The 19,424-nt window shown below is 35.8% G+C and carries 17 protein-coding genes; 1 reads left to right on the top strand and 16 read right to left on the bottom strand.

Annotated features, from left to right (window positions below; genetic code table 11):
- Positions 1-107: 107 nt before the first annotated feature.
- The 16 genes from leuS to hflX all read right to left on the bottom strand — a co-directional run bounded on the left by leuS (position 108) and on the right by hflX (position 16,253).
- The gene (gene leuS, locus P6936_RS04745; protein WP_004836321.1) at positions 108-2,510 is read right to left on the bottom strand and encodes a leucine--tRNA ligase; all 2,403 of its coding nucleotides are present in this window, start codon (positions 2,508-2,510) and stop codon (positions 108-110) included.
- 8 nt (positions 2,511-2,518) lie between these two features.
- Positions 2,519-3,907 carry an asparagine--tRNA ligase gene (gene asnS / locus P6936_RS04740; protein ID WP_040349255.1) on the bottom strand — a complete coding sequence of 463 codons (1,389 nt, stop codon included), beginning with the start codon at positions 3,905-3,907 and terminating at the stop codon, positions 2,519-2,521.
- On the bottom strand, positions 3,897-5,216 hold the full coding sequence (locus P6936_RS04735; protein ID WP_040349257.1) for a replication-associated recombination protein A: 1,320 nt from the start codon (positions 5,214-5,216) through the stop codon (positions 3,897-3,899). Before P6936_RS04735 ends, asnS begins: the two co-directional genes overlap by 11 nt.
- Positions 5,217-5,244: 28 nt before the next feature.
- Positions 5,245-5,712: a transcriptional regulator NrdR gene (gene nrdR, locus P6936_RS04730; protein WP_004836324.1), complete on the bottom strand. Its 468-nt coding sequence runs from the start codon at positions 5,710-5,712 to the stop codon at positions 5,245-5,247.
- Between the two features lies 1 nt (position 5,713).
- Positions 5,714-6,805, bottom strand: coding sequence for a cell division protein FtsZ (gene ftsZ / locus P6936_RS04725; RefSeq protein WP_040349259.1), 1,092 nt, complete (start codon positions 6,803-6,805; stop codon positions 5,714-5,716).
- 37 nt (positions 6,806-6,842) lie between these two features.
- Entirely contained in the window at positions 6,843-7,643 is an 801-nt protein-coding gene (locus tag P6936_RS04720) for a cell division protein FtsQ/DivIB (protein WP_004836326.1), read from the bottom strand.
- Positions 7,633-8,724, bottom strand: a complete 1,092-nt coding sequence (gene murG / locus P6936_RS04715; RefSeq protein WP_004836327.1) for an undecaprenyldiphospho-muramoylpentapeptide beta-N-acetylglucosaminyltransferase — start codon at positions 8,722-8,724, stop codon at positions 7,633-7,635. Before murG ends, P6936_RS04720 begins: the two co-directional genes overlap by 11 nt.
- A gap of 3 nt (positions 8,725-8,727) precedes the next feature.
- Positions 8,728-10,044, bottom strand: coding sequence for a UDP-N-acetylmuramoyl-L-alanine--D-glutamate ligase (gene murD / locus P6936_RS04710; RefSeq protein ID WP_276880983.1), 1,317 nt, complete (start codon positions 10,042-10,044; stop codon positions 8,728-8,730).
- Positions 10,041-10,991: a phospho-N-acetylmuramoyl-pentapeptide-transferase gene (mraY, locus tag P6936_RS04705; RefSeq protein ID WP_004836330.1), complete on the bottom strand. Its 951-nt coding sequence runs from the start codon at positions 10,989-10,991 to the stop codon at positions 10,041-10,043. The genes murD and mraY overlap by 4 nt, the downstream gene beginning before the upstream one ends.
- Positions 10,992-10,993: 2 nt before the next feature.
- A complete protein-coding gene (locus tag P6936_RS04700) occupies positions 10,994-11,395 on the bottom strand; it encodes a hypothetical protein (protein ID WP_004836331.1) in 402 nt (133 codons plus the stop codon).
- A gap of 2 nt (positions 11,396-11,397) precedes the next feature.
- A complete protein-coding gene (rsmH, locus tag P6936_RS04695) occupies positions 11,398-12,318 on the bottom strand; it encodes a 16S rRNA (cytosine(1402)-N(4))-methyltransferase RsmH (protein ID WP_040349327.1) in 921 nt (306 codons plus the stop codon).
- Position 12,319: 1 nt separating this feature from the next.
- Positions 12,320-12,733, bottom strand: a complete 414-nt coding sequence (mraZ, locus tag P6936_RS04690; protein ID WP_004836333.1) for a division/cell wall cluster transcriptional repressor MraZ — start codon at positions 12,731-12,733, stop codon at positions 12,320-12,322.
- Between the two features lie 125 nt (positions 12,734-12,858).
- On the bottom strand, positions 12,859-13,659 hold the full coding sequence (gene lgt / locus P6936_RS04685; RefSeq protein ID WP_276862964.1) for a prolipoprotein diacylglyceryl transferase: 801 nt from the start codon (positions 13,657-13,659) through the stop codon (positions 12,859-12,861).
- Positions 13,660-13,661: 2 nt separating this feature from the next.
- On the bottom strand, positions 13,662-14,393 hold the full coding sequence (locus P6936_RS04680) for a YebC/PmpR family DNA-binding transcriptional regulator (protein ID WP_004836336.1): 732 nt from the start codon (positions 14,391-14,393) through the stop codon (positions 13,662-13,664).
- A gap of 11 nt (positions 14,394-14,404) precedes the next feature.
- Complete coding sequence (locus P6936_RS04675; protein WP_060929949.1) at positions 14,405-15,040, bottom strand: YigZ family protein; 636 nt, start codon at positions 15,038-15,040, stop codon at positions 14,405-14,407.
- Positions 15,015-16,253, bottom strand: coding sequence for a GTPase HflX (hflX, locus tag P6936_RS04670; RefSeq protein WP_276880982.1), 1,239 nt, complete (start codon positions 16,251-16,253; stop codon positions 15,015-15,017). The genes P6936_RS04675 and hflX overlap by 26 nt, the downstream gene beginning before the upstream one ends.
- A 170-nt stretch (positions 16,254-16,423) precedes the next feature.
- On the opposite strand from hflX, the gene P6936_RS04665 reads away from it, so the two are divergent.
- Entirely contained in the window at positions 16,424-19,345 is a 2,922-nt protein-coding gene (locus P6936_RS04665) for a transglycosylase domain-containing protein (protein WP_276880981.1), read from the top strand.
- Positions 19,346-19,424: the final 79 nt, after the last annotated feature.

The following is a 19,424-nucleotide window of genomic DNA, read 5'->3' as shown; positions in this document are numbered from 1 at the left end:
ATGATGTATTACTAAAGGTTTTCATAAATACATTGTATCAGAAAAAGACGAGGATGTTTAGTTTCCTCGTCTTTTTTCTATGTCAGGACTTTTGCAACAGCCCCTTCTTAGATTACTATATTTAGAATTTTGCCTGGAACATAGATTATTTTCTTGACTTCTTTTGCCTCAATGTAGGATTTGATATTTTTATCTTCTCTTGCAGCCTTTAATGCGTCTTCCTTGTTTGCTTCCTTGCTCATCAAGACCTTACCCCTTACTTTGCCGTTGATTTGGACAGGCATTTCGAAGGAATCGAAAGATAGTTTATCTTCATCATAGCTTGGCCATGATGTTTGGTTAAGTTCGCCTTCATAGCCCATCATCTCCCACAATTCTTCGGTTATGTGAGGAGCTACTGGGTTAAGGAGGATGATATAGGTTTTAAAGTCCTTCCTAGTGATTGATCCTTTTGCCTTCATTTCGTTTAGTAGGGTCATTAGTTGGGCTATACCTGTATTAAATTTGAGGTTTTCATAGTCTTCGCTAACTTTTTTGATGGTTTGGTTTATTAGAACTTCAAGGTCTTTGCTATGTTCTTCGCCTTCTCCTACTAGGTCTTTGAGGTTAAAGACTCTTTCTAGGTATTTTCTACATCCCCTTACTCCCTCATCTGACCAGATTGCCATTGATGAGAAGTCACCCATAAACATCTCATAGCATCTTAATGTGTCTGCTCCATAGTCTCTAATGATGTCATCAGGATTTATGACATTGCCACGAGATTTACTCATCTTTTGATGGTCGCTTCCGAGTATCATACCATGGCTAGTTCTTTTCTTGTAAGGCTCTTTAGTTGGAACAACTCCTATGTCGTAGAGGAATTTGTGCCAAAATCTTGAGTAGAGTAAGTGGAGGGTTGTATGCTCCATTCCTCCATTGTACCAATCGACAGGTGAAAAATAGTTCAAGGCTTCATCACTTGCTATGGCTTCGTTGTTGTGTGGATCCATATATCTTAGGTAATACCAGCTTGATCCTGCCCATTGAGGCATGGTATCAGTTTCTCTTTTTGAAGCCTTGCCACAGATTGGACAAGTTGTATTTACGAATTCTTCTATTTCTGATAGTGGAGATTCACCAGTTGCTGTTGGCTCATAGGATTCTACTTCAGGAAGTTTTACTGGAAGTTCGCTTTCAGGAACTGGAACCCAACCGTGCTCTTCGCAATAAATCATTGGTATTGGTTCGCCCCAGTATCTTTGTCTTGAAAATACCCAGTCACGAAGCTTAAAGTTTGTCTTAGCCTTGCCGAGTCCCTTTTCTTCTACATATGCTATAGCTTTTTTCTTAGCATCGCTTGCTGATAGACCATTTAGGAAGTCAGAGTTTATAGCCTTACCCTTGTTGATGTCTGTTGTTGGTAGTTCTTCTCCTGTGTCATAGACTGGTATTATTGGCATATCGAATTTTTGGGCAAATTCAAAGTCCCTTGTATCATGAGCAGGTACAGCCATGATAGCTCCCGTACCATAGGTCATTAATACATAGTCAGATACCCAGATAGGGATTTCTTTGTTGTTTAGGGGATTGATTGCGCTTATTCCCTCAATCATTACACCAGTTTTGTCCTTGTTAAGCTCAGCTCTTTCGAAGTCGGATTTTTTCTTAGCTTCTTCTTGGTAAGCTTTAATTGCTGAAAGATTTTTAATTTCGTCCTTGTATTGGTCAAGGATTGGGTGTTCTGGACTTACTACCATGTAGGAAACTCCAAAGATGGTATCAGGTCTTGTTGTATATACTGTTAGCTTGGCATCCTTATCTTTGATTTTAAAATCAACGTCACAGCCATGACTTCTTCCTATCCAATTGATTTGGCTTGCCTTTATTCTTTCTTCGAAGTCAACTTCTTCTAGATCATCAATAAGTCTGTCGGCATAGGCTGTAATCTTGAGCATCCATTGATTTTTCATCTTATGAACTACTTCTGTACCACATCTTTCGCATTTGCCATCGACTACTTCTTCGTTGGCAAGACCGACTTGGCAGGATGGGCACCAGTTTACGGACATCTCGTTTTTGTAAGCTAGACCATGTTTATACATTTGAATGAAAATCCATTGACTCCATTTGTAGTAGTCTGGGTCAGTAGTGTTTACTTCTCTATCCCAATCAAAGGAAAAACCAATTGATTTCATTTGAGCCTTGAAGTTTTTGATATTGTCTTCTGTAACTTTTGCTGGATGAATCTTATTCTTTATAGCATAGTTTTCCGTAGGAAGACCAAAGGCATCCCAACCCATAGGATACATTACATTTTCTCCCTCAAGTCTTCTCTTGCGAGCTACAACATCAAGGGCTGTGTATGGACGTGGATGGCCAACGTGTAGGCCTTGTCCTGATGGATATGGAAATTCTACCAAGGGATAGAATTTTTTCTTATTTTTGTCTATAACTGATTTGAATGTTTTTTCTTCATCCCATTTTTTTTGCCATTTTTTCTCTATGGCATTTGGATTATATTCTACCATGATTCCTCCTAATTCTTCTCAGCAAATGCATGGACATATCTTGGGTAAGCCAAGACGTCTCTGATGTTTTTCATTCCTGTAACATACATTACAGCTCTTTCAAAGCCTAGACCGAAGCCTGAGTGAACTACAGTTCCAAATCTTCTTAGGTCGAGGTAGTTTTGGTATTCTTCTGGTTTTAGACCATTTTCTTCCATAGACTTGTAAAGCTCATCATATCTTTCTTCTCTTTGAGAACCGCCTATTAGCTCTCCAACTCCTGGAACAAGCATATCAAAGGCAGCAACGGTTTTTCCATCATCGTTTCTTTTCATATAGAAGGCCTTGATGTTTTTTGGATAGTCAGTAACAAAGACTGGGCCCTTGACTATTACTTCTGAAAGGTATCTCTCATGTTCTGTTTGAAGGTCGATTCCCCATTCTACTGGGTACTCGAATTTTTCGCCAGATTTTTGTAAGAGTTCTATGGCTTCAGTGTAGGTTAATCTCTTAAATTCTGCATCTCTTACTCTTTTTAGTCTTTCGATTAAGCCTTCATCTATCCATTTGTTGAAAAATTCCATCTCATCAGGCGCATTTTTTAGTAGGTAGTCAATGGCGTATTTAATCATATCTTCTGCTACATCCATAGCGAGATTGTAGTCAGTAAATGCCATTTCTGGCTCTAACATCCAAAATTCTGCAGCATGTCTTGGTGTATTTGATTCTTCTGCCCTAAAGGTTGGTCCAAAAGTATAGACATCGCCAAAGGCTAGGGCATAGTCTTCTGCTTCAAGTTGGCCAGAAACTGTTAGGTAAGATTTTTTGCTAAAGAAATCTTTACTAAAGTCTACACTGCCATCTTCCTTTCTTGGTGGATTGTTAGGGTCAATTGTTGTGATATTAAACATCTCACCGGCACCTTCTGCATCAGATGAGGTTACTATTGGTGGGTTTATGTAGACAAAGCCTCTTTGTTGGAAGAAGTTGTGAAGAGCGTAGGCGAGGATACTTCTTACCCTAAAGACAGCCCTATAAGTATTAGTTCTAGCCCTAAGATGAGGGATAGTTCTCATGTATTCGAGAGTTTGTCTTTGTTTTTGGATTGGGTATTTGTCTGATGATTCGCCTAAGACTTTTATTTCTTTAGCTTGGATTTCATAAGGATTTTTGCTATTTCCAGTCTTAACCAAAACTCCCCTAACCTCAAGTGATGTTGACAGAAATTGTTTATCAAGTTCATTGTAGTTACTAATATCACTTCCAACAACTATTTGTAGGTTCTTAAAGCAAGTTCCATCATTTAGTTCTATAAAGCCTACATTTTTACCAAATCTTTGGTTTCTAATCCAACCGTAAACTTTAACTTCTGTGTCAACATACTTATCTACTTCATTTAATATATCTCTAATTTTCATTATTCCCTCTCTTAATTTTTTCAAGTCTTTCTATCATTTCTTTCTCAAATCCCACTTTTTTTGGCTCATAGAACTTCTCTGCTAGAAACTCATCTGGTAAATAGTCTTGCTTGACATAGCCGTTATAATCGTGAGGATATAAATATTTATCATGGACAAAGTTTTTCGCAGCCTGATAGTGGGTGTCTTTTAGTTTGTTGGAAACTTCTTCATCCTTATTTCTCCTTACAAAATCAAGGGCCTTGTCAATGGCAAGATAAGTCGAATTACTCTTAGGAGCTGCCGCTAAGTAAGTTACTACTTGGGCAAGTATTATTCTTGCCTCTGGCATTCCAACAGCATCTATTGCCTTAAAGCATGAAGTTGCCATTATTAAGGCTTTAGGATCTGCATTAGAAATATCTTCAGCTGCAAAAATCATCATCCTTCGTGCAATAAACTTTATGTCTTCGCCAGATTCAAGCATCTTAGCAAGATAGTATATTGAAGCGTCAATATCAGAGCCTCTCATAGACTTTATGAATGCGCTTGTTGTATCATAATGCCTATCACCATCTTTGTCATAAATAGCAATCTTTTTTTGAGTCGAATTTTCTATAGTTGACTTATCAATTACTATTTTACCCTCTTTCTCATCTTCTGAAAATATCGCAATTTCTAGAGCATTTAGGAGGGCTCTACAATCGCCATTTGAATACGTAATTAGGGTATTTCTAGCATCTTTACTTATGTCGATATTTTTTCTTTTGAGGATAGGATCCTTATTTAGGGCCATATCTATGAGCCTATCAAGGTCCCTATCAGAAAGGCTCTTTAGTTCAAAGACATACATCCTAGATATCAAGGCCTTATTGACTTCAAAATAAGGATTTTCAGTTGTCGCTCCTATCAAAATCAAAGTCGAATCTTCCACGAAGGGCAAAAGATAGTCCTGTTGGCTCTTGTTAAATCTGTGTATCTCGTCTATGAAGAGGATGGTCTTTTTATTTTCATAAGCTAGATTATCCTTAGCTATCTGAACCTTCTTCTTTAGGTCATTTATCCCACTAGCAACTGCTGAAATTTCTTCGAAAGCCATATTAGTCTTTTGAGAAATAATCTTAGCTAGGCTAGTCTTTCCTACTCCAGGTGGCCCATAGAAGATACAAGAGTATATCCTATCAGCCTTTATCATCCTAGTAATAATTTTTCCAGGACCTAGTAGATGGTCTTGGCCAAGGTAGGCTTCTAGATTTTTTGGCCTGAGTCGATCTGCTAGGGGAGCTTCTTTTTCTAGCTGTTTTATTCTGTTATATTCAAATAAATCCATCATAGCTCCTTATGCTTAAAAAAAGATGCTAGTCTGTAGCATCTTTTTTATCTTTTAAACTTTTAATTTCTTCATAAAAGGAATCTACATCCTTAAATTCTCTATAAACCGATGCGAATCTAACATATGCCACAGGGTCAAGTTCTTTTAATTCTTTCATGACTAATTCTCCTATGAAGGTTGAACTAATCTCTTTATTGCCTGTATGATTGATACTAGTTTCTATGTTCCTGGCTACTTTTTCTATGTCAGCCATAGTTACCGGCCTTTTTTGACAACTTTTTACAATTCCACTGATTAGTTTGGAAGGATCATAGGATTCCCTAGTTTGATCTTTTTTTACGACCATGATAGTAGAATCTTCATATCTTTCGTATGTAGAAAATCTTCTATCACAATCTTCACAAAGACGCCTACGCCTTATAGCCCTATCATCATCAGTTGACCTAGAATCTAGAACCCTAGTGTTTGTTGAATCGCAGTAGGGACACCTCATATTATTTTAAGAAGTCTGGTAAATCAAAGTCATCAAATGGATTTGATGATTTTTTCTTGCTTGCGTTTTGTCTTTGTGGTGCACTTAATGTTTCTCTATTTCTGCTTGGAGCAGGGCTTACTCTTCTACTAGAAGCATTATTATCAAAACCTGTCGCAATAACTGTAATCTTGATATCATCACCTAGGGATTCATCACTTCCAACACCAAAGATAATATTTGCATCAGAGTCAATGTTTTCTCTAATTAATTCAGCAGCTTCATTAGCTTCCATTAAACCTACTTCTGCTGCAGTTACATTAAGAAGAACTGCATTTGCTCCGTCAATGCTTGTTTCAAGAAGTGGAGAGTTAATAGCAGCCTTGGCAGCATCAACAGCTCTATTTTCGCCATTAGCCCTACCAATACCCATGTGAGCTATACCTTGATCAGACATAATTGATTCAACATCCGCAAAGTCAAGGTTGATAACATTAGGTACAGCTATAAGTTCTGATATACCACTTACGGCATCCATTAGGACTTGATCTGCCATCTTGAAGGCATCAACCATGGATGTTCTTTTTTCTACGATTTGTAAAAGTTTGTCATTTGGAATTGTAATAAGGGTATCGACGTTTTCTTTAAGTTTTTCTATACCACTTTCAGCTTGATTTTGTCTTTTTCTTCCTTCGAAAGTAAATGGCTTAGTAACAACACCTACTGTTAAAATCTCCATCTCTTTTGCGACTTTTGCAACAACTGGAGCAGCACCTGTACCTGTTCCACCACCCATACCAGCAGTAATAAAGATCATATCCGCACCTTTGATTGCTTCTGATATTTCATTTTTTGATTCTTCTGCAGCTTTTTCTCCTACTTCAGGATTAGCACCTGCACCAAGACCTCTTGTTAGTTTCTCACCAATTTGAAGTCTTACGTCCGCATTAGATTCTTGTAGTGTTTGAAGATCAGTGTTTAATGCTAAAAACTCTACTCCTGATAGTCCGCCTTCTCTCATTCGGCTGATAGCATTGTTTCCACCGCCACCAACTCCAATGACTTTAATCTTAGCTAAAGCGCTGTTATCCATATCCATGTTAATGTTTGCCATACTTTCCCCCATTTAATTTCTAATAAGTTATTTTATATTAAGAACCTTGGTTTATTTCAACCACTGGGTTTTTCCCATCTTTTAAGTTAATGGAAGAAACGTCGAGGTTCTTACTTTCTATATCCTTTAATATTGACTCAAGCAATTTTATCTTGTATGAGCTGTCTTTTAAATCGCCAAAATCAACTTTCATATCTTTTATCATTATACCAATGTGAGCCTTGTTTTCAAAATTTAATTGACTTATCAAATCGGCATAGGATGATGCGTTAATTTTTTTAATAAATTCTAATATATTATAGTCTTTGGTGAAATCTTCCTTTGGATTTTCCTCATAATCATCAAGCTTGATTTTGATAAGAGAATTTTCTATATTTTTCGAAATATTTTCTTTATCCAAGACCTGTCCATGGTTTGAAATGTAAGTTATTTTATCGCCATCTTCTATGAAAAATCTAGGATATACTTCGCTAATGTTAATGTTTATTATTTTTGGAAATACTTTTTTGATTTTTGCTTCTGCTATCATATCATTTTTCAGAAGCTTCTTTTCGTTTTTCTTGCTATTATAGGTTAGGATGTTCTTTCCTATTGGATTAGATATGTATGAAATGACATCCGTATCTTTTAGCCTTTCGTTGCCATTTACATATATTTGTGAAACCTGTAAGTAGGGGTGGTTAAAGGCCCTTACTAGAAATATCAAGAGGGCTAAGATACACAAAAATCCCACAAATCTTTTATTAAAAACCTTGCCATCTTCGCCTTTTCTATTTTTAGCTAACTTTGGACTATTTTCTTTTTTTAATCTCCTTCTAGCTTGCCTTTTATTTTGCATCTTTTATCAACCCTTTTATAATTTCATAAATCTTATCAGAAGCATCCTCATCGGACAAGGCCTTAGCCCTTGATCCCATTTCTTCTAGCCTAGCCTTATCATTTATGATTTCTTTGATTTTCTCATCCAAGATATCAGCACTAAGGTCTTTTTCTAAGATCATAATGGATGCCTTGTTGTCCACATAGGTTTGTGCATTAAATTGTTGGTGGTTTTCAGTAGTGTATGATTTTGGTATAAGTATTGAAGCCTTGCCAACTGCAGAAATTTCCGATAGGCTCATAGCACCGGATGATGCTATAACTAAATCACTTACTGCATAAAAAAGGTCAATGTTATCAATATATGCAAAAACTTTTAGGTAAGGACTCTCAATTGCTTCTTTTAGGAAGTCCTCGTAATTTTTCTTACCTGTTTGATGGATTAGATAGTAAGAGCCATCAAGCTTTGCCGATAAGTCTTTTACAGCTTCATTCATATAGTAAGATCCATTTGACCCACCAAAGGAAAATACTACTGGTCTATCCTTCTTAATGCCCAAATCATCCAAATCTTTGTCTGTATAAGTTAAAGAAAAGCTAGTTCTGACAGGGTTACCTGTAACTACTATGTTTTCTTGGTATTTGAAATGTTTTTTGGCTTCCTTGTAAGATATTAGTACCTTGTCTACCTTGTTGGATAGAAACTTAGATGCCATACCTGGATAGGAGTTGGACTCGTGAACTAGGCTTGGAATATGGGCCTTACTTGCTTGGTATAAAATAGGTGCACAAACATAGCCTCCAGTCCCAATTACTAGGTCTGGCTTTAGTTCTCTTATGATTTTTTTAGCCTTCCTGAAACCTTCAAGGTTTTTTATTATAGCCCTAAACAATTTTTTGTTAAGTCTTCTAGGTATGCCCATAGCTGGTAGGTCTATAAATTCATAGCCGTATTTGTGGGCTATGGATTCCTCTGGACCTCCCTTTATTCCAACATAGTAAATTTTCACATCTTTTATTTCTTTTTCGAGCTTTTGACCTATGGCTATGGCTGGATATATGTGTCCGCCAGTTCCGCCACCAGAAATAATTACTTTCATCTTTTATCCTTTATATTTACGAACTTTTTCTTTAAAGTCCTTGCCCCTTAGTTCAAAATTCTTATACATACCCCAAGAAGCACTTGCTGGAGATAGGAGGATAACATCACCCTCTTTTGCATTTTCAAAACAGATTCTTATGGCATCTTCCATATCTTCTGCCTCCTTGTAGGCTACTTGGTAGTTTTCGCACAATTTTTTTAGTTTATCTTTGGTTTGACCCATTATTACCATGAGCTTGCCATTTTTCTTGAAGCTTTTTACATAGTCGGTGTAGTCTATGTGCTTATCATAGCCACCTGCAATGATTATCAATGGTTCAGTAAAAGATTCTATAGCCTTGATGGAGCTGTCGACATTTGTTCCTTTTGAGTCATTATAAATCTTTACTTTCCTTATGGTATCTACATATTCTAGCCTATGTTCAATGGCTTTAAAGCTCCTTAGGCCTTTTATTATATCTTGGATTTTGATGCCAAAAAGATAGGTTGACAACAAAGCAACCATTATATTTTCATAATTGTGGCTACCTATTACTGATAATTCGTCAACATCAATTACTTTTATTTCTTCCTTATCCTTTAGATATATGGCCCCGTCTTTGAGGTAGGCTCCTCTTTCAACTTCATTTTTTGATGAAAATTCATAAACTTGGGCCTTGTAGTCTTTTTTGTGGTCTTGGAGGATTTTATCCTCGTGATTTATTATCAAAAAGTCATTTTCATCTTGATTTTTTGTAATGTTTAGTTTGGAATTTATATAATCCTCAAAAGAACCATGCCAGTCTATGTGATCTTCTGTGATATTTGTAATGCAAGCTATATGAGGATGGTAAGTTTTTGTATCGTGAAGCTGAAAGCTTGATAATTCACAAGCAAAAAATGCATCTTTGTTGTTATACATTTGCCATAAAATTCCCTCTCCGATATTTCCAACCGCAATAGATTTGATACATGCTTCATTTACTATGTGATTGACCATGGAAGTGGATGAGGTTTTACCATTAGTTCCTGTAATTGAGATTATTTTTGCCTGAGGATAGAGCCTGCAAGATAGTTCTATGTCAGAAATTATCTCATATTTTTTGCTAAGTCTACGCACAAGTTCATCTCTTGGTGGGATTCCTGGACTTTTTACTACAAAATCATAGTCAATCTTATCAATTTCACAATCAGAAATAGGGCTATACTTATAGCCCTCTAAATTTTTATCATCTTTTTTATTTTTGTCATAAGTATAGACTAGGTAGCCCTCTTTAGCAAGGGTTTTAACTGCTGATATTCCTGTTAGGCCTAGCCCATAAACTAATACTTTCTTCATCTCAATGCCGCCAATGTTATCATACAAAATATTACTGATACTACAGTGAATCCTTCTACTATTTTTTGTTCCTTATATCCCTTGAGTTCAAAATGATGGTGGATAGGGGTCATAAGAAATACCCTTTTCTTATTCCTATACCTATAACTTGTTACTTGGATTATTACTGAAAGGGTCTCCAAGACATATATTCCTCCAAAGATAACTAGATATATAGGTATCTTTAGGTTAATGGCTAGGGCAACTACTGCTCCTCCAATCGCCATAGATCCTGTATCACCCATAAAGACTGCCGCAGGATTTGAGTTAAAGATTAAAAATCCTAGAAGAGATCCAAGCATTATATAAGAAAATACTGCATTGGATGTGTTCTTGCCAATAATCGCAAGACTTATAAAAACTGGTAGGGATACACTTGCGAGTAATCCATCAAGACCATCTGTAAGATTTGTGGCATTAGTTGTTCCAACTATTATGAAAATCATCAAAGCAATACCCAAGATACCGAGATTTATCCTTGTGTTTGTGAATGGAATCAATAGGCTAGCTATACTATCTTTATCATTTACATAAGCTAAAATTGAAATTATTACAGCTAAGCCAAATTGCAAGACGATTTTCCCCCTAGGGCTTAGTCCTTCGGATTGTTTCAAAACAAGTTTTCTAAAATCATCTATAAATCCTATAGCTCCAAAGCCTATGGTTGATAAGAGTAAAATCCAAGTATCCAAGGATTTTAGAGGAAGAAATATCAGAGCTAGTATGAGTGAGCTTATAATAAAAATAATGCCTCCCATTGTTGGAGTACCAGCCTTAGATAAATGGCTTTTTGGTCCAACTTCTCTGATATTTTGTCCAATCTTATGTTTCTTGAGCTCGGGTAGGATAATCAGTCCAAGACCGATACTTAAAAAAATACTAATTACTATTAATAAATAAATATTCATGCTTAATTCCTATCTACATTTAATTTGACAGTGTTATTATCATCCTTATAAACCATGCCCAATTCTTCTAGGGCATATCTTTGGATTCTGTTAATATCTATTGCATTTTCAAGCTTTTGACTTAACCTATCCCTTTGGAGTTCATAGGAGTTAACATCTGCCTGTAATGTATTATACTCAAATCTTTTAGCCTTCAAGTTATTTCTCTTAATTAATGTTATAGATGCTAAGCTTAGTACAAAAATTACTGTAAGTGTAGATAAGACTATTTTAACCTTCCTGTCTCTTTGCTTGAGATTTTCTATCTTTCTAAGCTTGATAGCTTTCCTATCATCTTTTACCCTTAGCCTTTTTCTCTTGTAATTATCATTTTTATATCTTATGCTAGTTAATCTTTCTTCCATGGCTATATCCTTTCCCCTACTCTAAGTTTTGCAGGCTTAGAGCGGGAGTTCATCTTTAGCTCTTTCATAGTAGCTGTTATAGGTTTTCTTGTAATCACTTTAATTTTCGCCTTATGATTGCAAACGCAAACTGGAAGTTCTGGTGGGCAGATACAAGAAGTCGCCAAGTCTTTAAATTTGTTTTTGACTATCCTATCTTCTAGGGAATGAAAGCTTATTATCGCTATTCTTCCTCCAACTTTTAGGTGGTCGACTACTGTTTCTATGGTATTTTCTAGCACTTCTAGTTCTCTATTAACTTCAATTCTTAGGGCTTGAAATACTCTTTTTTCAGGATGAGTTTCATTAGATTTTATGGATTTTCTAATGATATCACGAAGCTTTATGGTCGAATCTATTCTTCCTTCGCTTCTTTGCTTGATAATATTTCTTGCAACGGACTTTGAGAATCTTTCCTCACCATATTCAAAAAATATTCTCTCTAGCTCATCCTGAGAGTATTCATTGACTACTATTTCTGCTGTTAACTCATTATCTTGGTTCATTCTCATATCCAAAGGGCCGTCTTTCATATATGAAAAGCCCCTTTCCGCATTGTCAATTTGATATGAACTAACGCCAATGTCCATCAAAGCCCCATCTATTAAATCAAGGCCAAGATTTGCTAGAACTTCTTCAAATTTTTCGAAGTTACTATTAATAAAAGTAACATTAGAAAAGTCCTTTAGATTCTCCTTGGCCGCTTCAATGGCTTCCTTATCCTGGTCTATGGCAATAAGCCTTCCCTTATCGGATAGGTTTTCTAGAATCATCTTGGAATGGCCGCCCTTACCTAGGGTTAGGTCTACATAGACTCCGTCTTTTTTAATATTCAAATTTTTTATTGTATCGGTAGCGAGTACCGGTATATGTTCAAATTTCATATTATTCATCCATTATATCGGACAAATTCACCTCTACTTCGTCAATGTATGCTTTCCAATTTTCACTATCCCATAACTCTATGGTCTTATTATTGCCAATAATCATAGCTTCCTTGTCTATTTCGCTATAATCTCTCAGGTTTTTGTTTAGTAAAATCCTACCTTGCTTGTCAAGGCTAGTTTTTACTGTGGATGAGAAGAATAATCTCTTGATAGCACGATTCTTTTTATTTTCATTAATCATGGCATCTAATCTTTGGGATTGTTTGATAAATTCATCCTCGGTATAGATTAGCAAAGACTTTTCTGGTCCCTTGGTGATATAAAAAACATCTGTAAGTTCATCCCTAAACTCACTAGGCATCATTATTCGATTTTTCGCATCTAATTTGTGAATAAATTCTCCTAAAAACATTTCTTACCACCTTCTACCACTATCATCCACTTTATAATCATTTTATACTAAAAGCATTTTATTTGCAACAAAAAAAGCCGACATCTTGTCAGCTTCCTTATATTAGTATCAGATGATAAAAGTTCCTACTTGAATTTTACAAATCTTTCTTTCTTTTCAGTTGTTTTATTCTTATAGAAAAATGGTGGTAGATGATTCTTGTTGGCCCAAATGAATAAGCAGATTCCTAGGATAAGGTAGGCTATGCTCATCAATTGTGCTGTCCTAAAGGATCCTATATAAAGCGAATCAGTTCTAAGCCCTTCAACAAAGTATCTCAAAACACCATAGGCCATAAAATAAATGGCAGTTTGCTTGCCCTTATCCGGATTATTTTTCCTATAATTTAATAAGAATAAAAAGATGAGGACATCTCCTATTGATTCATAGAGAAAAGTCGGATGAACTTTTGTTCCATCAATGATTATTCCCCAAGGAAGGTTGGTTGGACCACCATGGGCTTCTGAGTTTGCAAAGTTACCCCAACGACCGATGCCCTGGGCTAGGACTAGGGAAGTTACCATTACATCTGTTAAATCTAGAATAGGAATTTTCTTACGTCTAGCATATACAAACAAGGCTAAACTTCCAAAAAGAATTCCCCCATGGATGGCAAGACCTCCAGCTCTAAGGTTAAGGATTTGAGCAGGATTTGCTCCATAGAAGTCCCACTCAAAAATCACATACCAAAATCTAGCCCCTATAATTCCTATAGGTAGGCAAACAAAGAGTAAGTCGTAGACAAAATCTTCATCAAAACCACGCCTTACAAATTCGTTTTTAGCAAATTGGCTTGCTATGAAGATACCACTTATTATAATTATGGCATACCAATAAATAGCTATGCCAAATATCCTGAAGGCTACAGGATTTATATTAAACTCCATGTCTATTCCTCGCTTGAATCATCCCAGTTGGTGTAGACTTCTTGGACATCATCGTTATCCTCGAGTGTATCAATTAATTTATTTAATTTAACTACATGCTCTTCACTTACAGAAATCATATTGTTGGCAAGATATGAAATATCCGCACTTTCTATTTTGTAGCCAGCTTCTTTTAGTTTATCATTAGCATCGTTAAAGCTTGCTACATCAGTAATAGCTTCAAAGTATTCTCCCATTTCTTTGACATCTTCACAGCCTGCTTCTAGGGCATCCATCATAAAGTCATCAAAGTCCTTGCCGTTTTTTTCTACAATGATATCTCCCTTTCTTTCGAACATGAACATTACTGATCCATCAGTTCCGAGATTACCACCGTTTTTGTCGAAGGCATGTCTTACATCTGGGGCTGTCCTATTTTTGTTATCTGTTAGACAATCAACTATTACAGCAACTCCTCCTGGACCATATCCTTCATAGATTACTCTAACAAAGTTATCAGAAGCATCATCTCCAGCAGCCTTTTTGATGGCTCTTTCTATGTTATCATTAGGCATATTATCTGCCTTAGCTTTTTCTATGGCAGTCTTTAGAGATGGGTTATAGTCTGGGTTAGTTCCTCCTTCTTTAGCAGCTACTGTTATATTTCTAGCATGCTTTGTAAAGATTTTTCCCTTCTTAGCATCTTCGCTTCCTTTTTTATTTTTAATCTTGCTCCATTTATTATGTCCTGACATATATCCTCCTCTTATTTTTCAAATAGCATAAGCGTATTTAATTTATGAATTTTTATATTGGCACTTGTAAGATTTATTAAATCATTTTCAAGTTTTTCATAATCATTGCTTCTTACATAGAGTTTAACTGTAACCTCATCCGTAAAAGTCTTATCTATTATTTTGAACTTATTTTCATTAAGGTAATTTTCTAATAAACCAAGTAGTGCATACGAATGAGTTAATTCTACTTCAAAATACTCTCTCTTACAAACTACATTAGTAGAAATTGTATCGGAAACTCCTCTAGTATAGGCCCTAACGAGCCCTCCCTTTCCAAGAAGCTTGCCACCAAAATATCTAGTAACTACAACCGCAAGGTTTCTTACCTCTTCTTTTTCCAAGACACTAAGCATGGGTAGGCCAGCCGAACCTTGGGGCTCGCCATCATCTGAGTATCTTTTTATCTCAGGAAGAGTGTTTATAATGTAGGCATAGCAATTGTGGGTAGCTTGTTTGTGCTCTTGTCTAATTTCTTCTATAAAGCTTATAGCTTCGTCTTCACTTTCTACATATTTGGCATTAGTAATAAAAATCGACTTTTCCTCTTCGAATTGACTTTGCCTATGGCCCTCTATGGTCTTATACTTTTTCAATATATCTGTCATATTTTGCATAATCCTCATGGCTAATTTTAAGCTTCATCCTTAAACCAAGCTCGTCATATTCCCTTTCTAATATATCGTAATTAGTCATTATATAATCCATAATTTTTCCATCTGTAAAGGGGATGTGCATGCTTACTAGCTTATAATCTTCTTTTATGATTGAAACAATTTTCTCCTTTAGCCTAACTAGGTCTTGGTCTTTGTGGGCACTTATATAAATCTTTTCAGCATCCCTTTTGTAAAGGCTAACTTTAAGCTCATTTTCCACCTTATCCATCTTGTTAAAAACATAGAGGATTTCCTTATCGCCTATATCTATATCTGCTAAAGACTTCTCAATTGTTTTTAATTGATGGTCGATATTGTGGGATGAATCTATTACAATTAAGAGCATATCAGCAAATCTTACTTCATCAAGGGTCGTTAGGAAGGAATCATTAAGCTCCTTGGAAAGATTATCTATGAAACCAACTGTGTCAGTTAGGGTAACTTTGGTGTTTGAAAAATCAAGCCTCCTAGTCGATGTATCGAGAGTTGCAAAAAGCAAATCATCTGAATAGACAAACTTTTCTTCACCAAAAAGATTGAGCATGCCATTTAGGATGGTGCTCTTTCCAGCGTTGGTATAGCCCACTAGGGAAATATTATGAACATCTTTCCTAGCTTTTCTGTTTATCTTTTTAGTTTTTTCTACATCCTTTAAGGCCTTTTCCAAACTCTTTATGTCCCTAACGATAGCACGCCTATCTGTCTCAAGCATGGTTTCACCAGGACCCCTTGTTCCTATACCACCAGCCTGTCTTGACAAATAAGAAAACCACTTGTTAATCCTTGGTAGTTGGTATTTTAACTGGGCAAGCTTAATTTTAAGCCTAGACTCCCTAGTATTTGCTCTCATAGCAAAAATATCTAGGATAAGAGTTGTCCAATCAACGACGTGAAGCTTCATCTCTTCTTCTAGATTGTAAAGTTGGCTAGCTGATAATTCTACATCAAATATAACCGTATCTATATCATTTTTTTTGGCAAGGTCCATTATCTCTTCCACCTTGCCCTTACCTATATAATATCTTGGATTAACCTTTGTTATGTTTTGACTAACATAAGCAATAGTTTCTCCTCCTGCTGTATTGATTAAGGATTCTAATTCGTAAATCTTATTATCAAGATCATCATCCTTATCTAAGACATTTACTTGTATAACTTTTTGCATAAACTTCCTTTCTATCATTGATTATACGACTAATGAGTTAATTATAAAAGCGTTTGTAGATTAGCTTATCTTTGAATTTCTTATAATAATTATATTAGGTGTGGAAGTATTTACTCAAAAATGATAAAATGATAGTATCTAGAATATTAAAAAGTAATAACGGAGGCATTATGCAAAATAAAATTGCCGCTCTTGTTGGAAAAATAATACTCCTAGTAATATTATTTGTAGCTGGCCTTGGCGTAATTTTTGCTGGCATGACTGGCGGAGCCATACTCGAGGTAATGAAAACAGCTCCAAAAATTGATGCAAATAGCATAAAATATGAAATGAGTCAGAACTCAACAATAGTAGATGAAGACGGAAAAGAAGTCGATTCAATTGCTACAAGTGAATACAGACAAATAGTAGATTATAAAAAAATACCAAAGGATTTAAAAAATGCCTTTGTTGCAGTTGAAGATGAAAGATTTTATAAACATAAGGGCATTGATCCCCTATCAATTATCGGTTCAACTTTTGAAAATATAAAGGCTGGATCTATAGTAAGGGGTGGTTCTACAATTACCCAACAACTTGCAAGAAATACATATCTTTCTAACGATCAAACCTATGAAAGAAAGATTAGAGAAATATATCTTGCCCTAGAGATTGAAAAATATTTAAGCAAGGATGAAATACTCGGTGCTTATCTAAATAGGGTCTTTATGGGTCAAAATTCTTATGGAGTTCAAGCTGCCGCTAAGACTTATTTTAACAAGGATGTATCAGAACTAAATCTTGCTCAGTGCGCATCTCTTGCAGGAATTGTTCAATCACCTTCAGAAAACTCCCTCTATAAGTCTCTAAAAACTAGCGAAGTAACCGATCAAAGAGTACTCGGTGAGTTTTCCATAGATGGAAACAAGTATTCGGCTGTTTACAATGAAGCTCCCTTCAAGAGAGAAGAGTATGTTCTCGATAAGATGCTAGAGAATAAATATATAGACAAGAAACAATATGATGAGGCTAAGAATTTTGATGTAGCTAACACTATTGAGCCTGCTGAAAGGTCAAATACAGAAATCGCAAGCTATTTTAACTCCCTCCTAGAGCGTCAAGTTGTTAGTAAGCTTATGGATATTTTGAATATATCTGAAAACCAAGCCTGGGATAAGCTATACTATGGTGGTCTAAAGATAACAACTACCCTTGATTCAAAGATGCAAAATCAATTGGAAGATATTTATGCCAATTTTTCAAAATACCTTATAGGAGAAAGTCAAGCAATGGGATATGCTCCCCTTTTGAACTTATCCTATGATAATTGGGCAAATATTGTCAATTCTTCAGGTTCTCTTTTGTTTTACAAAAAAGCAAATCTCCTAGATGATAACAACAATGTTCGTCTTAATTCTGAGGAAGCCTGGTATGATGATAAGGGCGACTTGATTTTATCAACTAACAAGGCCTATCTAGATCAAACAAGGTTAATCTTTAAAAACTTCTACACCCTAGACGAGAAAAACTCTAATCTTAGAACTCACAGGACAGGTCAAATAGAATTTGAGTCTAATGAGGATATATACAAGGATAAAGATGATAATATTGTCATAAGTAGCAAATATTTGAATAATAATGATAACTTACTAATAGCTAATGATGATGGAAGTTTTTCTTTTAACAAAGATTTTTATGACATAGACTTAGAAGGTGTAATCCAACCTCAATCTTCTGCTGTAGTTATCGATCAAAAAACTGGTCATATCAAAGCCCTTATGGGTGGACGTGACCAAGAAGGTATGAATATTTTAGATAGGGCTTCAAGTGTACCAAGACAACCTGGTTCATCTATTAAACCAATAGCAACCTATACACCTGCCCTAGATAATGGCTTTAACCTAGCTACTGGTGTGGATGATGTTCCTTTTGAGATGCACGAGAACAATGAGCCTTGGCCTGTAAATGTCTACGGTTATTATATGGGTATTACCCCTATAAGGGATGCTATAAAGATGAGTATTAATACTATTGCTGTTTCGACCCTTAACAAGGTAGGAATAAAGACAAGTCTTGAATATCTCAAGAACTTTGGCATTATCAAAGAAAATGGCAATGACAATTTCGTTACTAAACAAGAAAATCCAGATACCAACGATGAAAACCTAGCTGCCTTAGGAGTTGGAGCTATGAGTCATGGTTTAACCAATCTCGATATGACTTCCGCTTACGCTGCCCTAGCTAATGAAGGAGAATACCAAGAGGCTTTGACCTTCTCAAAGATAACTGATTCTCAAGGAAAGGTAATATTTGACGATAAAGATATCGTAAGGCATAGGGTAACTAGTCCTGAAACTGCCTACCAAATAACATCTGCCCTCCAAACAGCTGGTCAATATTATGGCAATATCTACCTCAATGGCATAGAATATGCAACTAAAACTGGTACAACAGATGATAAGACGGATTTTTGGTGTGTAGGCTATACTCCTTATTACACTGTTGGCGTATGGATGGGTGCAGATAATCAAAATATAAGCTTAAGTGGTGATAGCATTGATAGGGCTGCCCTAATGTGGAATACCATTAATTCAAAAATACTAGAAGGTAAAGAACCTGTAAGTTTTGACGAACCAAAGGGAATTGTACGTATGCAAGTCGATACTATTAGTGGTAAGCTTCCAACAGATGCTTCAAGGGCTGATCCAAGGGGAACTGTCAAAGAAGAAATCTTTGGTCCAAACAATTATCCAAAGACTGAAGATGATATCCACCAATGGGCTAATATAGATTCTAGAAATAACCTACTTGCAAGTGATTATACGCCTAAGTTTTTAGTCCAAATAAGATCCATGATTGTTGAGAAAAACGAGTATGATCCTAATAAATTCAATGGTATCATCCCTAGAGATTGGGCTTATAGGATGCCTAAGGCTTATTCTTCCCTAGTCTATACTCCTCCAAAAGAAGACGACAAAGATAAGGATAAAGACAAGGATAAGGATAAGAAAAAAGATAAGGACTCCCAGACAGATAGCAAATCTACTAGCGATAGCTTGGAGAACTTATTAAATACAGACTTTAATCTAAAATCTAGTGGCTCTGGCAACTAGAAATGTACAAATTTTATATCAACCCTCCTTACCGGATATATGTAAGGAGGGTCTTTTATATAGAATTTTTCCACAAAAA

Source organism: Anaerococcus tetradius (genome assembly GCF_947087635.1).
GTDB classification, from domain to species: Bacteria; Bacillota; Clostridia; order Tissierellales; family Peptoniphilaceae; genus Anaerococcus; species Anaerococcus tetradius.
The sequence above is the reverse complement of the archived record's forward strand: the minus strand, read 5'-3'. Positions and strand labels throughout refer to the sequence as shown.